Annotated in this window: 17 protein-coding genes and 1 tRNA gene; 7 read left to right on the plus strand and 11 right to left on the minus strand. The window is 59.2% G+C overall.

From position 1 onward, the window contains the following. Window positions 1-38 precede the first annotated feature (38 nt). The 4 genes from AC13RM_RS07905 to AC13RM_RS07920 all read right to left on the minus strand — a co-directional run bounded on the left by AC13RM_RS07905 (window position 39) and on the right by AC13RM_RS07920 (window position 7259). Window positions 39-3836 (minus strand): vitamin B12-dependent ribonucleotide reductase, encoded by a 3798-nt coding sequence (locus tag AC13RM_RS07905; RefSeq protein WP_488554757.1) that lies wholly within the window; start codon window positions 3834-3836, stop codon window positions 39-41. A gap of 774 nt (window positions 3837-4610) precedes the next feature. After that, window positions 4611-5108, minus strand: a complete 498-nt coding sequence (gene gpt / locus AC13RM_RS07910) for a xanthine phosphoribosyltransferase (RefSeq protein WP_113233326.1) — start codon at window positions 5106-5108, stop codon at window positions 4611-4613. Window positions 5109-5423: 315 nt separating this feature from the next. Beyond that, window positions 5424-6269 carry a universal stress protein gene (locus AC13RM_RS07915; protein ID WP_488554758.1) on the minus strand — a complete coding sequence of 282 codons (846 nt, stop codon included), beginning with the start codon at window positions 6267-6269 and terminating at the stop codon, window positions 5424-5426. Window positions 6270-6503: 234 nt separating this feature from the next. Further along, a complete protein-coding gene (locus tag AC13RM_RS07920) occupies window positions 6504-7259 on the minus strand; it encodes a competence/damage-inducible protein A (RefSeq protein ID WP_488554759.1) in 756 nt (251 codons plus the stop codon). Between the two features lie 240 nt (window positions 7260-7499). Here AC13RM_RS07920 and wrbA point away from each other — a divergent pair, with 240 nt between their 5' ends. Then, window positions 7500-8099 carry an NAD(P)H:quinone oxidoreductase type IV gene (wrbA, locus tag AC13RM_RS07925; RefSeq protein ID WP_285172799.1) on the plus strand — a complete coding sequence of 200 codons (600 nt, stop codon included), beginning with the start codon at window positions 7500-7502 and terminating at the stop codon, window positions 8097-8099. Window positions 8100-8178: 79 nt separating this feature from the next. On the opposite strand, the gene AC13RM_RS07930 is transcribed toward wrbA, so the two are convergent. After that, window positions 8179-8264, minus strand: a tRNA-Leu gene (locus AC13RM_RS07930). A gap of 87 nt (window positions 8265-8351) precedes the next feature. After that, window positions 8352-8693, minus strand: coding sequence for a hypothetical protein (locus tag AC13RM_RS07935; protein ID WP_285172798.1), 342 nt, complete (start codon window positions 8691-8693; stop codon window positions 8352-8354). 356 nt (window positions 8694-9049) lie between these two features. On the opposite strand from AC13RM_RS07935, the gene ilvA reads away from it, so the two are divergent. Both ilvA and AC13RM_RS07945 read left to right on the plus strand, forming a co-directional pair. Further along, complete coding sequence (gene ilvA / locus AC13RM_RS07940; RefSeq protein ID WP_488554760.1) at window positions 9050-10300, plus strand: threonine ammonia-lyase; 1251 nt, start codon at window positions 9050-9052, stop codon at window positions 10298-10300. 37 nt (window positions 10301-10337) lie between these two features. Then, a complete protein-coding gene (locus AC13RM_RS07945) occupies window positions 10338-10676 on the plus strand; it encodes an HlyU family transcriptional regulator (RefSeq protein ID WP_113233332.1) in 339 nt (112 codons plus the stop codon). 108 nt (window positions 10677-10784) lie between these two features. On the opposite strand, the gene AC13RM_RS07950 is transcribed toward AC13RM_RS07945, so the two are convergent. Further along, complete coding sequence (locus AC13RM_RS07950) at window positions 10785-11561, minus strand: SDR family oxidoreductase (protein ID WP_285172796.1); 777 nt, start codon at window positions 11559-11561, stop codon at window positions 10785-10787. Window positions 11562-11666: 105 nt separating this feature from the next. On the opposite strand from AC13RM_RS07950, the gene AC13RM_RS07955 reads away from it, so the two are divergent. Continuing rightward, on the plus strand, window positions 11667-12248 hold the full coding sequence (locus AC13RM_RS07955; RefSeq protein ID WP_285172795.1) for a TetR/AcrR family transcriptional regulator: 582 nt from the start codon (window positions 11667-11669) through the stop codon (window positions 12246-12248). Window positions 12249-12301: 53 nt separating this feature from the next. Here AC13RM_RS07955 and AC13RM_RS07960 read toward each other — a convergent pair whose 3' ends face one another. Further along, the gene (locus tag AC13RM_RS07960) at window positions 12302-12916 is read right to left on the minus strand and encodes an FMN-dependent NADH-azoreductase (protein WP_112340986.1); all 615 of its coding nucleotides are present in this window, start codon (window positions 12914-12916) and stop codon (window positions 12302-12304) included. Window positions 12917-13052: 136 nt separating this feature from the next. Here AC13RM_RS07960 and AC13RM_RS07965 point away from each other — a divergent pair, with 136 nt between their 5' ends. Further along, window positions 13053-14021, plus strand: a complete 969-nt coding sequence (locus AC13RM_RS07965; RefSeq protein ID WP_113233335.1) for a LysR family transcriptional regulator — start codon at window positions 13053-13055, stop codon at window positions 14019-14021. 46 nt (window positions 14022-14067) lie between these two features. Here AC13RM_RS07965 and AC13RM_RS07970 read toward each other — a convergent pair whose 3' ends face one another. Both AC13RM_RS07970 and AC13RM_RS07975 read right to left on the minus strand, forming a co-directional pair. Further along, complete coding sequence (locus AC13RM_RS07970; protein ID WP_488554761.1) at window positions 14068-16056, minus strand: bifunctional 2',3'-cyclic-nucleotide 2'-phosphodiesterase/3'-nucleotidase; 1989 nt, start codon at window positions 16054-16056, stop codon at window positions 14068-14070. Window positions 16057-16193: 137 nt separating this feature from the next. Continuing rightward, entirely contained in the window at window positions 16194-16553 is a 360-nt protein-coding gene (locus AC13RM_RS07975) for a PilZ domain-containing protein (RefSeq protein ID WP_374816979.1), read from the minus strand. A gap of 159 nt (window positions 16554-16712) precedes the next feature. On the opposite strand from AC13RM_RS07975, the gene AC13RM_RS07980 reads away from it, so the two are divergent. Beyond that, window positions 16713-17516 carry an endonuclease/exonuclease/phosphatase family protein gene (locus tag AC13RM_RS07980; RefSeq protein ID WP_374816980.1) on the plus strand — a complete coding sequence of 268 codons (804 nt, stop codon included), beginning with the start codon at window positions 16713-16715 and terminating at the stop codon, window positions 17514-17516. A 6-nt stretch (window positions 17517-17522) separates the two neighbouring features. On the opposite strand, the gene AC13RM_RS07985 is transcribed toward AC13RM_RS07980, so the two are convergent. Continuing rightward, window positions 17523-17984: an Lrp/AsnC family transcriptional regulator gene (locus AC13RM_RS07985; RefSeq protein WP_075852386.1), complete on the minus strand. Its 462-nt coding sequence runs from the start codon at window positions 17982-17984 to the stop codon at window positions 17523-17525. Window positions 17985-18136: 152 nt separating this feature from the next. Between AC13RM_RS07985 and ald the strand changes: the two genes are divergently transcribed. Next, window positions 18137-19255 carry an alanine dehydrogenase gene (gene ald / locus AC13RM_RS07990; RefSeq protein WP_285172790.1) on the plus strand — a complete coding sequence of 373 codons (1119 nt, stop codon included), beginning with the start codon at window positions 18137-18139 and terminating at the stop codon, window positions 19253-19255. Window positions 19256-19270: the final 15 nt, after the last annotated feature.

Below are 19270 nucleotides of genomic sequence, written 5' to 3' on the forward strand. Positions count from 1 at the left end.
AGCCCATTGGCTTCCCAGACTTTCGCACGGACCGATACTCAGCTGCAGCCGCTCGTAGCTCCACAGGTGTCGCACTTCTCGCAAGTTCCATTCCGGACCATGGTGAAGTTCTGGCACTCGGTGCACATGTTGCCCGTGTAGCCCTGCATGATGGAGCGGGCGCGGCGTTCGGATTCCAGCTTCTTGGCTTCCGTCTTGGCATTGGCTGCTTCGCTTGCCGCGTTATCGGTGAAGAGGCCCGTCGCGGATTCGGAGATGACTTCCTCTGCGATCTCTTCGGCCAATTCCTTTGCGCGCTCCTCATAATCGCGCTTGAAGGCGACGACTTCGGAGGTCGAGACGGAGCTTGCCGGCTCCAGCTTGCGGACCGTGTTGCCGGCGAAAGCCGTCACCGTGCCGAGCGAGGCGGCGCGGGCAGGGGCAGCCGTTGCCGAGCCCTTGGCGTCTGCCGAACGCTCGCCCGATGTCTGAACCAGCGTCGGCTTGTAGCCGCGGGTCAGGCCCTTGGAGACCACATCGGCCTTGCCTTCGGAAACGCCGCGGCCAAGCGCCGTGTTGTTGAAGTCGGACGTGTCGACATGGGCGAGATCGTGACGGCCGAGATAGGAGATCGCCAGTTCGCGGAACACGTAATCGAGGATCGACGTCGCGTTCTTGATGGCGTCGTTGCCAGTGACGATGCCGGCCGGCTCGAACTTGGTGAAGGTGAAGGCGTCGACATATTCCTCGAGCGGCACGCCATACTGTAGGCCGAGCGAGACGGAGATCGCGAAGTTGTTGATGAAGGCGCGCAGAGCTGAGCCTTCCTTGTTCATATCAAGGAAGATTTCGCCGAGACGGCCGTCGTCATATTCGCCGGTGCGCAGGAAGATGGTGTGACCGCCGATCTTGGCCTTCTGGGTATAACCCTTGCGGCGGCTCGGAAGTTTTTCCTGCGTACGCACGACCTTCTCGATCACGCGCTCGACGATCTTTTCCGTGATGGTGACGGCCTGTGCGGCGACCGGCGCCTGCAGGAATTCCTCCAGCGCATCCTCATCGCTGTCATCCTCGATCAGCGATGCGTTCAGCGGCTGGCTGAGCTTGGAGCCGTCGCGATAGAGCGCGTTCGCCTTGAGGCCGAGCTTCCAGGACAGCATGTAGGCGTTCTTGCAATCCTCGACGGTCGCCTCGTTCGGCATGTTGATCGTCTTGGAGATAGCGCCCGAGATGAACGGCTGCGCTGCCGCCATCATGCGGATGTGGCTTTCGACCGAGAGATAGCGCTTGCCGATCTTGCCGCAGGGGTTGGCGCAATCGAAGACAGCCAGATGCTCTTGTCTCAGGAATGGAGCGCCTTCCAGCGTCATCGCACCGCAGACATGGATGTTCGCAGCCTCGATATCCTTCTTCGAGAAGCCGAGATGGTCGAGCAGGTTGAAGCTCATATCGGCCATCTGCTCGTCGGACACCTTCAGCGTGCCCTTCAGGAAGTCGGCGCCGAGCGTCCATTGGTTGAAGACGAACTTGATGTCGAAGGCGCTCTTCAGTGCTGCGTTGACCGCATCGACCTTCTCAGCCGTGAAGCCCTTGGCCTTCAGCGTCGACGGGTTGATGGCCGGAGCCTGGTTCAGGTTGCCATGACCGACCGCATAGGCCTCGATTTCGGCGATCTGGCTTTCGGAATAGCCGAGCGTGCGCAGTGCTTCCGGAACGGCACGGTTGATGATCTTGAAGTAGCCGCCACCGGCGAGCTTCTTGAATTTCACCAGGGCGAAGTCCGGCTCGATGCCGGTCGTGTCGCAATCCATGACGAGACCGATGGTGCCGGTCGGCGCGATCACGGTTGCCTGGGCGTTGCGGTAGCCATGCTTTTCGCCGAGCTCCAGCGCCTTGTCCCAGGCAGCCTTGGCATGGGCGACGAGATCCTGGTCCGGATTGTCGGAATGGATCAGCGCCACCGGATTGACCGACAGGTTCTCATAGCCCGAGGCTTCGCCATAAGCGGCGCGGCGATGATTGCGGATGACGCGCAGCATATTCTCGCGGTTCGGCTTGAACATCGGGAAGGTCCCGAGCTCGGAGGCCATTTCCGCCGAAGTGGCATAAGCGATGCCGGTCATGATCGCGGTCAGCGAGCCGGCAATGGCGCGGGCTTCGTCTGAGTCATAGGGGATGCCCGACGACATCAGCAGGCCGCCGATATTGGCGTAGCCGAGGCCGAGCGTGCGGTATTCGTAGGAGAGTTCGGCAATGCGGCGCGAGGGGAACTGCGCCATCATCACGGAGATTTCGAGAACGACGGTCCAGAGACGGACGGCGTGTTCGTAGTCGGCGATGTTGATGCGCTTCGTCGCTGCGTCCTTGAAGGTCATCAGGTTCAGCGAAGCGAGGTTGCAGGCCGTGTCGTCGAGGAACATGTATTCCGAGCACGGATTGGATGCGCGGATCGGGCCGGCAGCCGGGCTGGTGTGCCAGTCGTTCATCGTCGTGTTGAAGTGCAGGCCCGGATCGGCCGATGCCCAGGCGGCGTAGGAGATGGATTCCCAGAGGTCGCGGGCTTTCAGCGTCTTTACGACCTTGCCGTCCTTGCGGGCGGTCAGGTTCCAGTCGCCATCATTCTCGACGGCACGCAGGAAGTCATCCTTGATCGAGACGGAGTTGTTGGAGTTCTGGCCGGATACCGTCAGATAAGCTTCCGAATCCCAGTCCGTGTCGTAGGTCTTGAATTCGAGATCTTTGTAGCCCTGGCGGGCGAACTGGATGACGCGCTGGACGTAGTTTTCCGGAACCTGATCCTTCTTGGCAGCACGGATCTCGCGCTTCAGGGCCGGGTTCTTGGCCGGGTCGAAGCAATCGTCATTGTCGCCTTCGCAGTTGACAGTCGCCTTCATGATCGCCTTCAGGTGCTTGGCGACGATCTTCGAGCCGGTCACGAGGGCGGCAACCTTCTGCTCTTCCTTGACCTTCCAGTTGATGTAATCCTCGATATCCGGATGGTCGATGTCGACGACGACCATCTTGGCGGCGCGGCGGGTCGTGCCGCCCGACTTGATGGCGCCGGCAGCGCGATCGCCGATCTTCAGGAAGCTCATGAGGCCGGAGGAACGGCCGCCGCCGGAAAGCTTTTCACCCTCGGCGCGCAGCATCGAGAAGTTCGAGCCAGTGCCGGAGCCGTACTTGAAGAGACGGGCCTCGCGGACCCACAGGTCCATGATGCCGCCCTCGTTGACGAGGTCGTCCTCGACGGACTGAATGAAGCAGGCATGCGGCTGCGGATGCTCATAGGCCGACTTGGACTTAGTGAGCTTGCCGGTGAAGGGATCGACATAATAGTGGCCCTGGCCGGGGCCATCGATGCCATAGGCCCAGTGCATGCCGGTGTTGAACCATTGCGGGGAATTCGGAGCGACGCGCTGCGTGGCGAGCATATAGGCGAGCTCGTCCTGGAAAGCGGAGGCGTCTTCCTCCGACGAGAAGTAGCCGCCTTTCCAGCCCCAGTAGGTCCATGTGCCGGCAAGGCGGTCGAAGACCTGGCGGGCATCGGTTTCGGAGCCGCTCTGCTGATCCTTGGGCAGATCTTTCATGGCCGCATCATCGGGCACGGAACGCCACAGGAAGGAAGGAACGTCGTTTTCCTCGACCTTCTTCAGCTTGGCGGGCACGCCGGCCTTGCGGAAATACTTCTGCGCGAGAATGTCGGCGGCGACCTGCGAGAACTGCGCGGGTACGTCGATGTTTTCGAGGCGGAACACGATCGAACCGTCAGGGTTTTTGATCTCGCTCGTCGCCTTGCGGAATTCGATATCCGCATAGGGTGACTGGCCGGCCTTCGTAAAACGACGTTCGATGCGCATGGTCCCAATCCTTCATTCGTTGGTGTGCGTCCGCATGCAAGCAGGGCGCAAAAATTCTCATTCCGGCATCGCGAATTCAACGCGCAGCCAGCTTCCGATCCGCTCTTTGACAGGAGGTGTCACCCGGAGATGTCTTTCCTGTATCTTGTGGTGATGGTGGCTGCAAACACTAAATATAGTATTAACAGCTTATTGCCGCCAGTCCCCGCATGTGTTTTTTCGGCAGATCGAGATCGGCACAAAAATCCTCACGGCGGGCCACCTGCACAGGTGAATCACCTTGAATTCAAATCCGATTTCGAATTGAGAACCAGTCCTCGTAACCCCGCCTGGTCCAGTCGCCGCCGCAACGTCGTCCATTAACTTTGAAAGACCCGATTCCGTCAAGGGGTGGTTTGTAACGGATTGCTAACCACAATATCTTGTGGGCTCACCTGTGGAAACTGGGGAAACGCCAGTAGGCTAAGAGATTCAAGAGCTTGAGGAGGGATGCTCGCCCTTCGCGCGACCGTTGGCGCAGCAAGTATCATCACCGGCGGTGTCGAAAGCGACAAAATTGTGACCGTGACCTCAATGCCATTGGCAGCGCGGCAAATTCATGCCGTGACGCATCATGATTCGGGTGGAAAGCCTTGAATCTCACGCTTTCTCGCCTTTGTGGCGCCCACTAAATCTAGTGGGCGCCGCAGCGCCCACCTCTATTACCGTTATCCGAATCAGGTTTCGGCATCGCGATCAGATCTTGACTGATTCGCGCCTCCGGGCAGCTGGAGATCAGCCGCGATGGCCTTTGGCGATCGGTTCCTGATAGGTGAAGCCCATATCCCAGGGGAAGTAGATCCAGGTGTCTTGGCTAACTTCGGTGATGAAGGTGTCGATAGTTGGCACCCCCTTCGGCTTGGCATAGACGCAGGCGAAATGCGCCTTCGGCAGCAGGTTGCGGACCTCGACGGCGGTCTTGCCGGTATCGGTGAGATCGTCGATGACAAGCACGCCTTCGCCGCCATTGACCGACAGTTCCGGTGCAATACCCTTGAGCAGGTTCATTTCGCCTTGGCTGGAATAGTCGTGATAGGAGGCGACACAGACCGTCTCGATCAGCCGGATGTTAAGCTCGCGGGAGATGATGGCGGCCGGCACGAGGCCGCCGCGAGTGATGCAGACGATTGCCTTGAATTCACGGTTGAGGCCGGCAAGCCGCCAGGCAAGCGCGCGCGCATCGCGATGGAACTGATCCCAGGATACGGGAAAGGCTTTATCGGGCAGGGACATGGCAGAAAGCTCCGGGGCATGGAATAATAACGCACCGGCGGTGCCGGCGACCCTGAGCAGACCCCGCGCCGGGCGCGGACCAAGAACCAAATCCGGAACGCGATTCGCTTGCTATCTGCTTGAACAGGATCTCATCCGGAAAAAGCCTGGGCTTTTCGGGATCATGCCCCTTAGACCGCGCGAACGGTTCCCTGGCGGGAATTCTGTCATCGGTCGCTGCTTTCTGCTGGATTTGCGGGCAAAAGGCAATAGCTGCAAGGGGCGCAACCGATGCACATTTGCACCGGTTGCCGCAGGATTTGAGCTTTAAGCCGTTCAGCGGGCCAGCAGCGTCATCGCCGTCATCGATTGCAGCAGGGTGCGCGTCGTGCCGCCGAAGATCATCTGCCACAGCCAGGAATGCGTATAGGCGCCCATGACCAGCAGGTCGATGCTGTCGTCTGCCAGCCGGTTTTCGATGACCTGCGACGGCGTCGACTTGCCGCTGCAGGCTGCCGTCTCGAACTTGGCGCGAACGCCGTGGCGCGTCAGCGCGGCGGCTATCCGGACGCCGGTTTCCTTGGACGGATGTGGGTCCTTTTCCGAGGTGCTGACGGAAAGGATCTCGACTGAATCCGCAGCCTTGAGGAAAGGCAGGGCGTCGAAGGTGGCGCGCGCCACTTCCTTCGAGCCGTTCCAGGCGATCAGCACGCGGCGGACGGGCTTCGGCTCCTTGAGAATGTAGGGGATCAACAGGACCGGCCGCCCGCTGTCGAACAGGAAGGTTTCGACATCGACCTGAGTATCGGCGTATTTCGACGGGTCGGGCTGCACGGCCACCAGAAGATCGGCGCTGCGGGCGCTTTCGATCAGCGGTTCGGTGCCGTAGCCGACCGTACTGGCAACGCTATGCCATTCGTAATCGAGACCGGCGCGTTCCATCTTCGAGCGGAACACCCGTTCGATTTCGACCGCCTGATTATGGGCGACATCCTGAAGCGCCTGAACAGCGACAGGGTCCGGAATCTCCATCGGCGCCACCAGCGGCACCGTCGAGACGATTTCCGCATGAAGTCCGACGACATGGGCGCCATGCTCCTTTGCGAGCGCGGCTGAGAACTCCGCCGCGACGCGCGTATTGTCGGGATTGTCGAGAACGGTCACTATCGTTTTGTAGGACATGAAGAGATCTCCCATGCGGAAGGGTTGGATCGGATCATGATATCAGCATTCCGCTACAAGATAATGCTCTGAATAATCTCAGGGTTCCCGGAAGCACAAGTCCTCGTTGAGAGTCAGGCCTCACCCGACTGATTTTCGATACAGCGCCGCGCTTTATATATGACGCGCAAAGGTCGCTGTAATACTTTAAGTCTGCTGCATAATTTATCCTTAAATCGATTTCGATTTAAGGAATTATGCAGTCGCTTTCGACTGCCCGATGGCCTCGATCATCGCGCGCACTTCGGCTGCGACACTTTCAACCAGCTCGGCGGAACGCCCGCGCACGACGATCTCGGTCGAGAAGAATTGGCCGACATAGCGCGGATAGGAACCGATGCTGGTATCCGGATGCGCCTTCTGGATAAGGCCGAGCGGCGTGCCGATCTCGCCTTCGCCATAGGGGCAGGAAATCGCTGTTGATAGCACCTTTGCGCCGGTCCTCAGCGTCGGTATGACATTGTCGAGCATCGCCTGGAAAACCTGCGGCACGCCGGCCATGACATAGACATTGCCGATGTTGAAGCCGGGCGCGGTCGAGACCGGATTGGCAATATGCTTTGATCCCACAGGCATGCGGGCCATGCGCTGACGGGCCTCGGTGAATTCCATCTCGCGCCGGGCATACATTTCACCCATGATCCTCATGGCTTCGGCATCATGTTCGCAGGGCACGCCGAATGCCTTGGCGATGGCATCGGCGGTGATGTCGTCATGGGTCGGGCCGATGCCGCCCGAGGTGAAGACGTAATCATATTGGCCGCGCAGGGCGTTCAGCGCCGATACGATGGCATCTTCATCGTCAGCCACGATGCGGACTTCCTTCAGGTCGATGCCGGCCAGCAGCAGCACATCGGCAAGATTGCCGATATTCTTGTCCTTGGTCCGGCCGGAGAGCAGTTCGTCGCCGATGGCCAGCATGGCGGCTGTGACAATGATTTCGTTCGACATAAAGTTATCCAGGACAATGCGCGGTTGGCGCGTTCAAAAAGGTCCGAGATAGGTAGCGCTGTTTGCAGCGAATGCAAACGCTCCTTTTGCTGGGCCGCTGGTCATCACAAGATGTTGCAAGTGGATTTCCGTCTACACAGGATGAACACTGCGTTCTGAGCGTGGGGGCTGCGCCCCTGTCGCATCGCTGATACAACATTCCTCGACATTCAACGCGTCCAACAAACGGGAGACGTTCTCATGGCTAAGGTTCTGGTTCTCTATTATTCCGCTTACGGTCACATCGAGAAGATGGCCTATGCTGTCGCAGAAGGTGCAAAGTCCGCCGGTGCTGACGTCACCATCAAGCGCGTGCCGGAACTCGTTCCGGAAGAGGTCGCCAAGGCCTCCTACTTCAAGCTCGATCAGGAAGCCCCGATCGCAACGCCGGACGAACTGGCAGACTACGACGCCATCATCGTCGGCGCCGGCACGCGCTTCGGCACGGTCGCCTCGCAGATGCGCAATTTCTGGGATCAGACCGGCGGCCTATGGTTCGGCGGCAAGCTCGTCGGCAAGGTCGGTTCGGTCTTCACCTCGTCGGCAACGCAGCACGGCGGCCAGGAGTCCACTATCCTCGGCTTCATCCCGACGCTTCTCCACCACGGCATGGCCGTCGTCGGCCTCCCTTACGCCTTCCAGGGCCAGATGGGCACGGAAGAAGTCAAGGGCGGCTCGCCCTATGGCGCCTCCACCATCACCAACGGCGACGGCTCGCGTCAGCCCTCCGAAATCGAACTGGAAGCTGCAAAGTATCAGGGTGCCCACGTCGCCAAGATCGCTGCCAAGCTCACGGCCTAAATTTGAAAGTCTTGCAAATATCGAAGAGGCGCGGTGAAAGCTGCGCCTTTTTCATTGGGATTTTGATGGAATTTAATTTTGGTGCGGACGACGGGGGTCGAACCCGTACAGCCAAAGGCCGAGGGATTTTAAGTCCCTTGCGTCTACCAGTTTCGCCACGTCCGCGTGCCTTTTCCCATCAAGCACTTGAGTGATTCAGTCAAGGCTTGTTTTGCAGGAGGGGCCGATCAGCGTGAGCCTGACATGCTCGGCTCAGTGACCCTTGAGAACACTGACAAGCGCCGGTGTCACCTTCTTCTGTTGGAACATGGCCTTAAAATCGGCATAGCTGATCTTTCCCGATACCACACCGTTCATCAGTCGCTGACAAAAGAGTCGCTTTGCGTCGCTTCTTTGAGATTTGACGTAGAAAGCGATTTCATCCAGCGTTTCCGGTGGCAGGCGCTGCGACATGCACTTGTCGATGACCTGCGCTCGTGCCGTCGGGCTTTCCTTCATAATGGGGATGTTTTTCTCGAAGCTTTTTTCCTGCGAGGCGCAGGAAGCAAGCACCGCAAGAGTGAAAGCGATTACAGCTAGGCGCATGAGGCGCATGATGATGTTCTCCCCTCGAACAAAACTGGGATAAACATCTTTCGCGCGATTCTCAATCCTATGCGCAAGTATAAGTTAATGCCAACATGGATAAGCGAAGCCCGCCGTAGCCGACGGATCGGATTTAAGGCGGGCCTCTAACCATCATCATGATGGCTGTGTCATATTGGACGCAGGGGGGGCTTGGCTGTCAATTCACAGATTTAGGGGTTTCGACAGTCAGGGGCATAAATGGTTAATGACTTGTTCGGTGCGGCCAATCTCGCCATTGCAGGACCGAAAGCGCGATAAAGAGGCTTTCTTTGCTCATCTTTCCTGTGTCATAGCGAGGGCGATTGAAGAAGGACGGATAGACCGTGGACAAACACAGTGTTCTCGAAGCCACAGAGGCCATGCGTGGCCTCTTCCCCGCAACGCCGCTGCAGCTAAACGAGCATCTTTCCGCCCGCTATGGCGCCGATATCTGGCTGAAGCGTGAAGATCTGACGCCGGTTCGCTCCTACAAGATCCGCGGTGCCTTCAATTTCTTTCGCAAGGTGATTGCCGAGGGAGGTACGGGAAAGACCTTCGTTTGCGCATCCGCCGGCAATCATGCCCAGGGCTTCGCCTTCGTCTGCCGGCATTTCGGCGTGCCGGGCGTGGTCTATATGCCTGTCACGACGCCGCAGCAGAAGATCGATAAGACCCGCATCTTCGGCGGCGAGTTCATCACCATCAAGCTCTTCGGCGATTTCTTCGATCAGTGCTATCAGGCGGCACGCGAGCATGTCGAAAAGATCGACGGCGTCATGGTGCCGCCTTTCGATCATGCCGATATCATCGAAGGGCAGGCGACGGTCGCAGCCGAGATCGCCGAGCAGCTGCCTGATGGCGTTATTCCCGACCACGTTTTGCTTCCCGTAGGCGGCGGCGGTCTTGCCGCGGGCATCACCGGCTATTTTGCCGATACGCTTCCGCGTGATGCCTTCACCTTTGCCGAGCCTGCCGGCGCGCCGAGCCTGCGCCGCAGCATCGAGGCGGGGAGGGTGATCACGCTCGTCAAGGTCGACAATTTCGTCGATGGCGCTGCTGTCGGCCGTATCGGCGAGTTGAACTTCGCCGCGCTTAAGGGTTTTGCGGCCGAGCAGGTCGAACTCATCGAGGAAAACGCCATCTGCGTCACCATCACCGATATGCTGAATGTGGAAGGCGTTGTGCTGGAGCCAGCCGGCGCTCTGGCGATCACGGCGCTGGAAAAGCTCGATCGCGATGCCGTCCGCGGCAAGACGATCGTCGCCGTCGTCTCCGGCGGCAATTTCGATTTCGAGCGCCTGCCCGACGTCAAGGAGCGTGCCATGCGCTATGCGGGTTTGAAGAAATACTTCATCCTGCGCCTCGCGCAGCGCCCTGGCGCGCTTCGTGATTTCCTCAACATGCTCGGACCGGAGGATGATATTGCCCGCTTCGAATATCTGAAGAAGAGCGCTCGCAATTTCGGCTCCATCCTGATCGGCATTGAGACGAAGAATCCGGATAATTTCAAGCAGCTTATCGCGAACTTTGAAAGTTCCGGCATGGGCTATGAGGACATCACCGAAAACGAGATCCTGGCAAACCTGATCATTTGACTTTGCGACCCCGCAACCTTCATGCTAAAGGCGATCCATGGCTTCGTTCTTTTCAAATATCCTTTCGATTTTCACTGGTGGCGCATCGCAGGCGGGCACTGCAAAGTCCGGCGGCTCGACGGTCAGCGTCGAACCCCAGGTGCATGCCGGCTGCACGATCTATGCGACGCCGCAGCGCGAGGGCAATCAGTTCCGGCTCATGGGCCGGATCGAGAAGGATGTGAACGGCGAGATCCTGGTGCGCAATTTCATCCGCGCCGATGTCTTCACCTCATCGGATGACGCGGTGGAATCGACCTTCCGCAAGGGCCAGCAGATCATCGATCAAAACGGTGCCGGCCTCTTCGGCGATGGCGAAAAGGTTCGCCAGGTCTGATATCGGGCGCATTTCCTTAATAGGCACCTGATGCAAGGGCCGCCTCCAGCGTCTGCTTTGGCGGCCCATAACAATCACTGACAATTGATGACTGATAGTTCGCAGGGTTCAAGCCGTGCGGAAGAGCTTGGCGCCGGACGGAGCGTTGATCGCGCCGCCGTCGACGGTGATCTCGATGGCTGTGACGTTGGCGGAATCGTCGGAGGCGAAATAGAGCGCGGCCTTGGCGATTTCGTCGGCTTCGCTCATGCGGCCGAGCGGGCTGAGGCTGCCGAAGCGGGCCTGTAGAGCATCGAGGGCCTCCGGCGTGGCAGCACGTGGGTCCCAGATCGGCGTCTTGGTGGCGCCTGGCGTGACCTGGTTGACGCGGATGCCGCGTGGCGCAAGTTCGGAAGCAAGATTGCGGGTCATGGCGCGAACGGCGCCCTTCGTGCCGGCATAGGCCGACGCGCCGGGAATGCCGAGAACGGCATGCACGGAGCCGTTCAGGATCACAGAGCCGCCATCGTTCAGATATGGCAAGGCAGCCTGTACGGTAAAGAACACGCCGGTGAAATTGATGCGGACGATGGTTTCGAACTGCTCAAGCGTCGTTTTGCCGAGCGGCGTATCCCCGGCAATGCCGGCATTGGCAAAGACCACATCGAATTTTCCAAGCTTCTCCGCAGCCTCGACAAAGGCTTTTTCCATGGCCGGGATATCGGTGGTGTCGGCCTGCAATGCCAGCACGTCGCCGCCGAGTTGCTCGGCCGCCGCAGCCAGTGTCTTGGCGTTGCGGCCTGTTATGGCGACCTTGGCGCCTTCGGCGAGAAAGAGGCGGGCGGTGGCAAGGCCAATACCGCTGTTCCCACCGGTGATGACGGCAACCTTGTTCTTGAGACGCATGTTCGTAGCTCCAGTTGGCTTTTGTCACGATCTGGATTATGATCGTTATCTATAAGGATTATGTTCGTAATCCATTTTGTCAAGCCGGACATGAAAGGATTTTCGATGGGCCGCTCACAATTGGAGAAGCAGAAGACGCACGAACGCATCGTGATGCTCGCCGCCAAGCGTTTGCGTGAGGAGGGATTGGAAGGGATCGGCGTCGCCGATCTGATGAAAGAAGCGGGGCTTACAGTCGGCGGCTTCTACAAGCACTTCGCCTCTCGCGACGAACTGGTGGCGGAAGCCGTGGAGTCAGCGATCGGGTCGTGGGGGCGACAGCAGGAGGACAAGGGGATCGATCCCGCAAGTATCTCGCTCGACGAGTATGTCGATACCTATCTCAGCGGACGTCACCGCGATCATTGCGGTGAGGGCTGTGCCTATGCGGCGCTGACGGCAGATATGGCGCGCAGCAGCGATACGGTCCGCGCTGTTGCGACGGAAGGCTTGCGGAGGAATTTCGATGCGATGACGGCGCGCATGCCGAAACCGGAGACAGCCGAAGCCAGACGCAAGGCGATCATCGCCTCCTGCCTGATGACCGGTGCGCTCGGCCTTGCGCGCGTGTCAAATGACGAGGCTCTTTCCGATGAAATTCTGGAAACCGTGAGGTCGTTCGTGAAGGAGTTGCCACAGGCGGAATAGCAAAGCGGCCGGCTGATGCCGGCCGCCTGTCAATGTCTGAAGGCTGCAGTCGATTAAGCGGCGAGAGCCAGCTCCGAGGCGCGGGCCTGGGCGGCACCGACGGCCTTTTCGGCAGCTTCCGGACCAAAAGCAACGCCTTCGATGTAAACGGTCTCGACATCGGTGATGCCGATGAAGCCGAGAACCGACTTCAGGTAGGGAACGGCATGGTTCAGCGGGGCAGCCGGGCCTTCCGAGTAGACGCCGCCGGAGGCAAGCACGATATAGGCCTTCTTGCCGGTCGCCAGACCCTTCGGGCCGGTTTCCGTGTAGGTGAAGGTGCGGCCGGCGCGGGCAACGTTGTCGATCCAGGTCTTCAGCGAGGAATAGATGTTGAAGTTGATGAGGCCGGTGCCGATGACCAGGGTGTCGGCTGCCAGCAGCTCGTCGATCAGCGCGTCGGAAACCTTGACCAGTTCCTGCTGTTCGGGCGTGCGGGCGTCAGCCGGCGTGCGGATGGCGACCGTGAAGGGGCCATCGATGTGCGGCAGGTTGTCGGCAGCGAGATCGCGCTTGACGAGCGTCTTGCCCGGATTGTTGGCCTTGATCTTCTCGGCCAGTTCGGTGGCGATCTTCGTGGAGAGCGAGTCCGGACGCGGGCTGGAGGTCAGAAGCAGAATGGAGGACATATCCGTTTTCCTTTTCAATGAGTTGCTAAATCGGCTGGGAGAGTCCGATCACGTTCGCCTCCATAAATAAGTCTTCAGTGCTATCGAGAAAAACTGTGATAATATGGATTGGAATTATCGATAGAATGGATGGCAGATGCTCCCCAATCCCACCCTCGACCAATTGCAGGTCTTTCTGACCGTTGCCGAGTCAGGCAGTTTCTCGGCCGCGTCACGGATGCTCAACCGCGCGCAATCGGTCATCAGTTACACGATTGCCAATCTGGAGGCCCAGCTCGAAATGCCGTTGTTCGAGCGGTCGGGCTCGCGCCAGCCGAAGCTGACGGACGAGGGCAGGGTGATGCTGGAGGATGCGCGCCGTATCCTTTCCGATCTCCAGGTGATGCGCGCCAGAGTGAAGGGTTTGAAGACGGGGCTAGAGGCAGAGGTGGCTGTCGCCATCAGTGTCATGGTGCCGGTTCATGCCACCGTCGAGGTGTTACGCGAATTCCGCGATCGCTTTCCCTATGTGTCGCTGCGGCTCGATACGGGCGAGCTAGGCACGATGATGGAGCTTGTCACGAGCGGCAAGTCGACCATTGGAATCGGCGGCGCTGTCGTCAAACAGGATGACGCTTTGGTCATCGAGCGCATCGGACATTCCTTCATGATGCCGGTCGCAGCCCCGACGCATCCGCTCGCTTTGCTGGGACGACCGCTGACTCTTGCCGACGTGCGCGAAGAAGTGCAACTGGTCGTCACCGACGCATCAAACCTCACCAATGGCAAGGATTTCAACGTCCTGTCCTACAAGATCTGGCATCTCAGCGACATCGCCACCAAGCATCAGCTGATCCGCGGTGGTCTTGGCTGGGGCGGCCTGCCGGCCTCGTTCATCATGGAGGATCTGCAGAAGGGCAGGCTGGTGCCGCTCGCTCTCGATGCCTACGATCAGAGCGAATATCCGCTCTATGCCATCCGCAAGGTGGATAATCCCCCTGGGCCTGCGGCTGCGTGGATGATCGAGGCTTTCCGCTCGCGTCTGGCACGGTGCCCGAATCAGGAAGACTTCAAGTCCGCCGTCGAGATGTTCCATCCGGGAGACAAGCGCCTGGCGGCGGAGTGAAAAAGTCCTCTCCCCCAGCGAGAGGAGAGGACGATAGCATCCTTGATTACAGCACCAGCCGGTAGTTGCGGAAGCCGTCGGCGCCTTCGCCGGCATCTTCGATCTTCACGCTCTTGACCTGATCGAGGAAATCCTTGGCCTTTGGCGAGCTCTGGAACCGTACGGTCGTGTCTGCCAGCGGCTTGAAGGTCCAGTTGCCGTCGGCGGTCGGATTGATCGTGCCCTGCTCGTGAACATAGCGCACGATAACGTCGCGGTTGGTGTCCGGCGCCTGATAGACCACCTTGTCCGCCGCGATTTCCGGGAAGTTGCCGCCGCCGCCGGCGCGGTAGTTGTTGGTAACGACCAGGAATTTCTGTGCCGGGTCGATCGGCTTGCCGTTGAACTGAAGGCTCTGGATGCGGTTTGCATCGGCATTCAGAACCTTGCCGTCATCGCCGAAGCGGCGCGGCTGCGAGAGGTCGATCTGGTAGGTGACGCCGTCGATGACGTCGAAATTGTAGGATGGGAAGCTGTTGTTGATGAGATCCGCATCCTTGGTGCCCGGCTGCACCTGATTGAACATCGCGGCCGACATTTCCAGCCAGTTCTTGACCTGCGTGCCGTTGATGACAACGGCCTGAACCGTGTTCGGGTAGAGGTAGAGATCGGCGACGTTCTTGATGGCGATATTGCCGGCAGGAACGTCCGTATAATAATCGGCGCCGTTGCGGCCGCCGCATTTGAAGGGGGCAGCCGCCGAAAGAACCGGCAGGTCCTTGTACTGGGTCTCCTTCAATATGTTCTTGATGTACCAGATCTGCGCCTGGCTGACGATCTGGACGGAGGGATCATCGGCAACCAGCGCGAAGTAGGAATAGAGCGGCGCGGACGTCTTGCCGACAGGCGTGCGGACATAGGTCAGTGTCGCCTCATGCTCGGCCTTGGCGGCTTCCACGACTTCCTTCTTGTCGGCGACATCGGCAACGACCTTCTTCTTGTCGTCGCGATGATAGATCGGGCGCGCCTCGGAGGTGAAGTCAACGATCTTCCAGCTCTTGCCGTCCTTCTCCAGCAGCAGGTCGATAAGGCCGAGATGCGAACCCCAGAAACCGGCCATGACGGCGGGCTTGCCATGCAGCGTTCCCTTGACCGGATCGGCATCCTTGATGCCGTCCCAGGTCTTCGGGCCGGGGAAGACGAGGTGCTGGTGGCCGGTGAAGACGGCATCGATGCCATCGACCGCGGCAACATAGAGAGAGGCGTTTTCCATCTTCTCGCTCTGGCCGCTGCCGTCGATGCCGGAATGCGAGAGCGCGATGATGATGTCGGCGCCTTCGGCCTTCATGACAGGCACCCAGGCCTTGGCGGCTTCGACAATATCGCGCGTCTGCGCCTTGCCTTCGAGGTTCTTGATATCCCAGAGCATGATCTGCGGCGGCACGAAGCCGATGAAGCCGATCTTGATCGGGCTTTCATTGCCGGCACCGTCCTTGATCTTCTTTTCGAGGATCAGATAGGGCTTGAAGAACAGGTCGTCCTTGGTGGGATCGGAAGCAAGCTGGCCTTTGGTCAGGTTGGCGCAGACGAAGGGGAAGTTCGCGCCGGCCAGCACCTTGAACATGAAGTCGAGGCCGTAGTTGAATTCGTGGTTGCCGAGCGTGCCCACGGAATAGCCGAGCGTATTCATCGCCTTGATGACCGGATGGACGTCGCCATCCTTCATGCCGTGCTGATAGGCCATGTAATCGCCCATCGGATTGCCTTGGAGCACGTCGCCATTGTCGATGAGGAGCGAATTGGTGGCTTCGGCGCGGATATTGTCGATGATCGTCGCCGTACGCGTCAGGCCCATCGTGTCGTTCGGCTTGTCGGCATAGTAGTCATAGGGGAAGACGTTGACGTGAATGTCGGTCGTTTCCATAAGGCGCAGATGCGCCTGGTTGCCGGCGGCGCGGGCGGCGAAAGGATGCAGCACGATCAGCGCCGCCGCAGCACTGAGGCCTTGCAGCAGGGAACGGCGCGACATGCTGGGCAAATCCAGAATGGAAGACATAAGACACTCCTTCAACGATGGGGCTATGGTCCGTCGATCATCTCTCGGGCGAGGGAGATTAGGACGATTTTTGAAGGTGTGCACCAGGAATGTGACAGGCTTATTGTGGATCGTAGCCGGCTCAAGCCGGCATGCTGTCAACGTTTGAGAACCGGCTTCATGTCCTTATGGAAAAAGCGGAAATAGGATGCGACCTTAGCCGAGGCATTGGACGAGCGGTCAAACTCTATGCCGATACGGCCGTTGTGAGCCCAGCGCACGAAACCATCCAGTAAGCCGATATCGTCGCATTCGACGCGAACCTTGCTGCCCGCCGCCGCGTAGAGCGGCGCCTGCAGGTCGAGCGCGATGCCGCTTGTGGAAATGTCGACGACGCGGCCGGCGACGAGCTTGGTGAAATATCGAACCTGACCCATGAGCCGCGCATGATGGCGCGGCGAGCCGCGTGTCTTGATTTTCAGATTACCCTGAACGGGAGATTTCGAAGAGAACTGCATGATGTTATCCCGGCTCATCCATCTTTTCTAGGTTTGGATATCAGATGTGTCTTGAGGGATGTTTAGCATAATCGCTAAAATTGTAGCCGGACGTCCCGAATCGGTACCGCATCGAGATGACCGCTGCAATCGGCGATGTGACTATGAGAGGTGCAGGATATGCGTATCGTTTCGTTGAATGCATGGGGCGGTCGGCTGCATGAGCCGCTGATGCCCTATCTCGTGGATGTCGATGCGGATATTCTCTGCCTTCAGGAAATGGTTCGCACGCAGGGAGCGGATGCCGATTGGCTGGTTTATCGCGATCACGGCGTCGAGCTCCTGCAGCGCGCCAATCTCTTCGAGGAGCTGAAGGCTGCTTTGCCGGCTTACGATGCTTTCTTCCTCCCCGTGGCACGAGGCGATCTTTTCGATGGGGACCGGCGATTCGATTCCGAGTTCGGACTGGCAACTTTCGTGCGCCGGACCTATCCAGTCATCGGCCAGGCAGCCGGCTTCGTTCACGGCGAATTCTCGGCCGATGGCTATGGGCCTCATCCGCGTTCGCGCAATGCGCATTGCATCCGTCTGTTCGACTATGAGCGCGGCTATCCGATCACAATTGCCCATATGCATGGCCTGCGGGATCTGGAAGGGAAGGGTGACACGCCCGCCCGTCGCCATCAAGCAAATGCGTTGGTCGATCTCATCCGGCAAGTAAAGCACGAGGGTGACAGGCTGGTCGTCTGCGGCGATTTCAACCTGCTGCCCGGCAGCGAGACCTTCGATATTCTCGGTCTACTTGGCCTTGTCGATCTCGTCACTTCAAGGGGACATGAGGATACGCGCACGTCCCATTACAAGAAGCAGCCGCGCTTTGCCGACTACATGCTCGTGACGTCCAATGTCGAGGTCATCCATTTCGATCCTGTAGCTGAGCCTGAAGTCTCGGATCACCGCGCATTGCTGCTGGATATGCGCTGACGAAGATCAGAGGCCGACATTCGGCCGGTCGATGATCTCGCGCAGTGCGAAGCTGGAATTGATCTTCACGACGTGGGGCAGGGCCGAGAGCCAGTCGCGATGGATACGTTCGTAGTCTTCGAGATCCCGCGCGGCGACGCGCAATATGTAGTCGTATTCGCCCGACATGAGGTAGCAGGAGAGCACATTGGGACAGCGCTTGACCGCGGTTTCGAATTCCGAAAGCGTCTTGGCGAACTGGCCCGACAGCGAGATGTGCACGAAGGCGATCATCTTGTAATCAAGCGCCTTGTGCGAGAGATGCGCGTGATAGCCGTCGATGACGCCGCTCTTTTCCAGAATATCGAGCCGCCGCGAACAGGCCGAAGGTGAAAGACCGACCTTCTCAGCCAGTTCCGCATTGGTGATCCGGGCATTTTGCTGCAGCATCCGCAGAATCGAATGATCTATGGCGTCTAGGTCGGACATTCGAAGAACTTTCGAAAAAACTCTTGCTCGCGCAATAAATCACGAAAAATGACTGTAGCGCAAATCGTCTTTGCAAGGACATTGCGGCGCGGTGGTGGTCTGATTTCATGTGGAGAAAATGAAAGACGCAAAAGCATTCGAGGAGGAATGAAATGCGCGTTGGCTGCCCCAAGGAAATCAAGAACCATGAATACCGCGTTGGTCTGACGCCGGCGTCCGTCCGCGAATATGTCGCCCATGGCCATGAAGTCTGGGTCGAGACGAAGGCCGGTGCTGGCATCGGCGCCGATGACCACGCCTACATTGCCGCAGGCGCCAAGATCGCCTCAAGCGCCAAGGATATTTTCGAGAAGTGCGACATGATCGTGAAGGTCAAGGAGCCGCAGCCCTCGGAATGGGCGCAGCTTCGCGAGGGACAGCTTCTCTACACCTACCTGCATCTTGCGCCCGATCCGGAACAGACCAAGGGCCTGCTCGCCTCGGGCGTCACCGCCGTGGCCTATGAGACCGTAACCGACGAGCGCGGCGGCCTGCCGCTGCTGGCGCCGATGTCCGAGGTTGCCGGCCGCCTGTCGATCCAGGCCGGTGCGACGGCTCTGCAGAAAGCCAATGGCGGCCTCGGCATTCTGCTCGGCGGCGTGCCCGGCGTGCTGCCGGCCAAGGTGACGATCATCGGCGGCGGCGTCGTCGGCCTGCATGCGGCCAAGATGGCCGCCGGTCTCGGCGCCGATGTCAGCATCCTCGATCGCTCCCTGCCGCGCCTGCGCCAGCTCGACGACATCTTCAACGGCCGCGTCCATACGCGCTATTCCAGCATCCAGGCTCTGGAGGAAGAAGTCTTTTCCGCCGATCTCGTCATCGGTGCCGTGCTGATCCCCGGCGCCGCCGCGCCGAAGCTGGTCACGCGCGAAATGCTGTCGGGCATGAAGCAGGGTTCCGTTATCGTCGACGTCGCCATCGACCAGGGCGGCTGTTTCGAGACCTCGCATGCGACGACGCATTCCGACCCGACCTATGTGGTCGAAGGTGTCGTGCATTACTGTGTCGCCAACATGCCGGGCGCTGTTCCCGTTACGTCTGCGCATGCGCTCAACAACGCCACGATTTATCACGGCCTCGCCTTGGCCGATCGTGGCTTGCGCGCCATCGCGGAAGACAAGCATCTCCGCAATGGCCTCAATGTCCATAAGGGCCGCATCACCAACCGGCCGGTGGCCGAGGCGCTCGGTTATGAGGCCGTTGCACCCGAAAGCATTCTGAACGTTGCGTAAAGCCCATCGCGCGCA

Source organism: Martinezella sp. CNPSo 3732 (assembly GCF_057784515.1).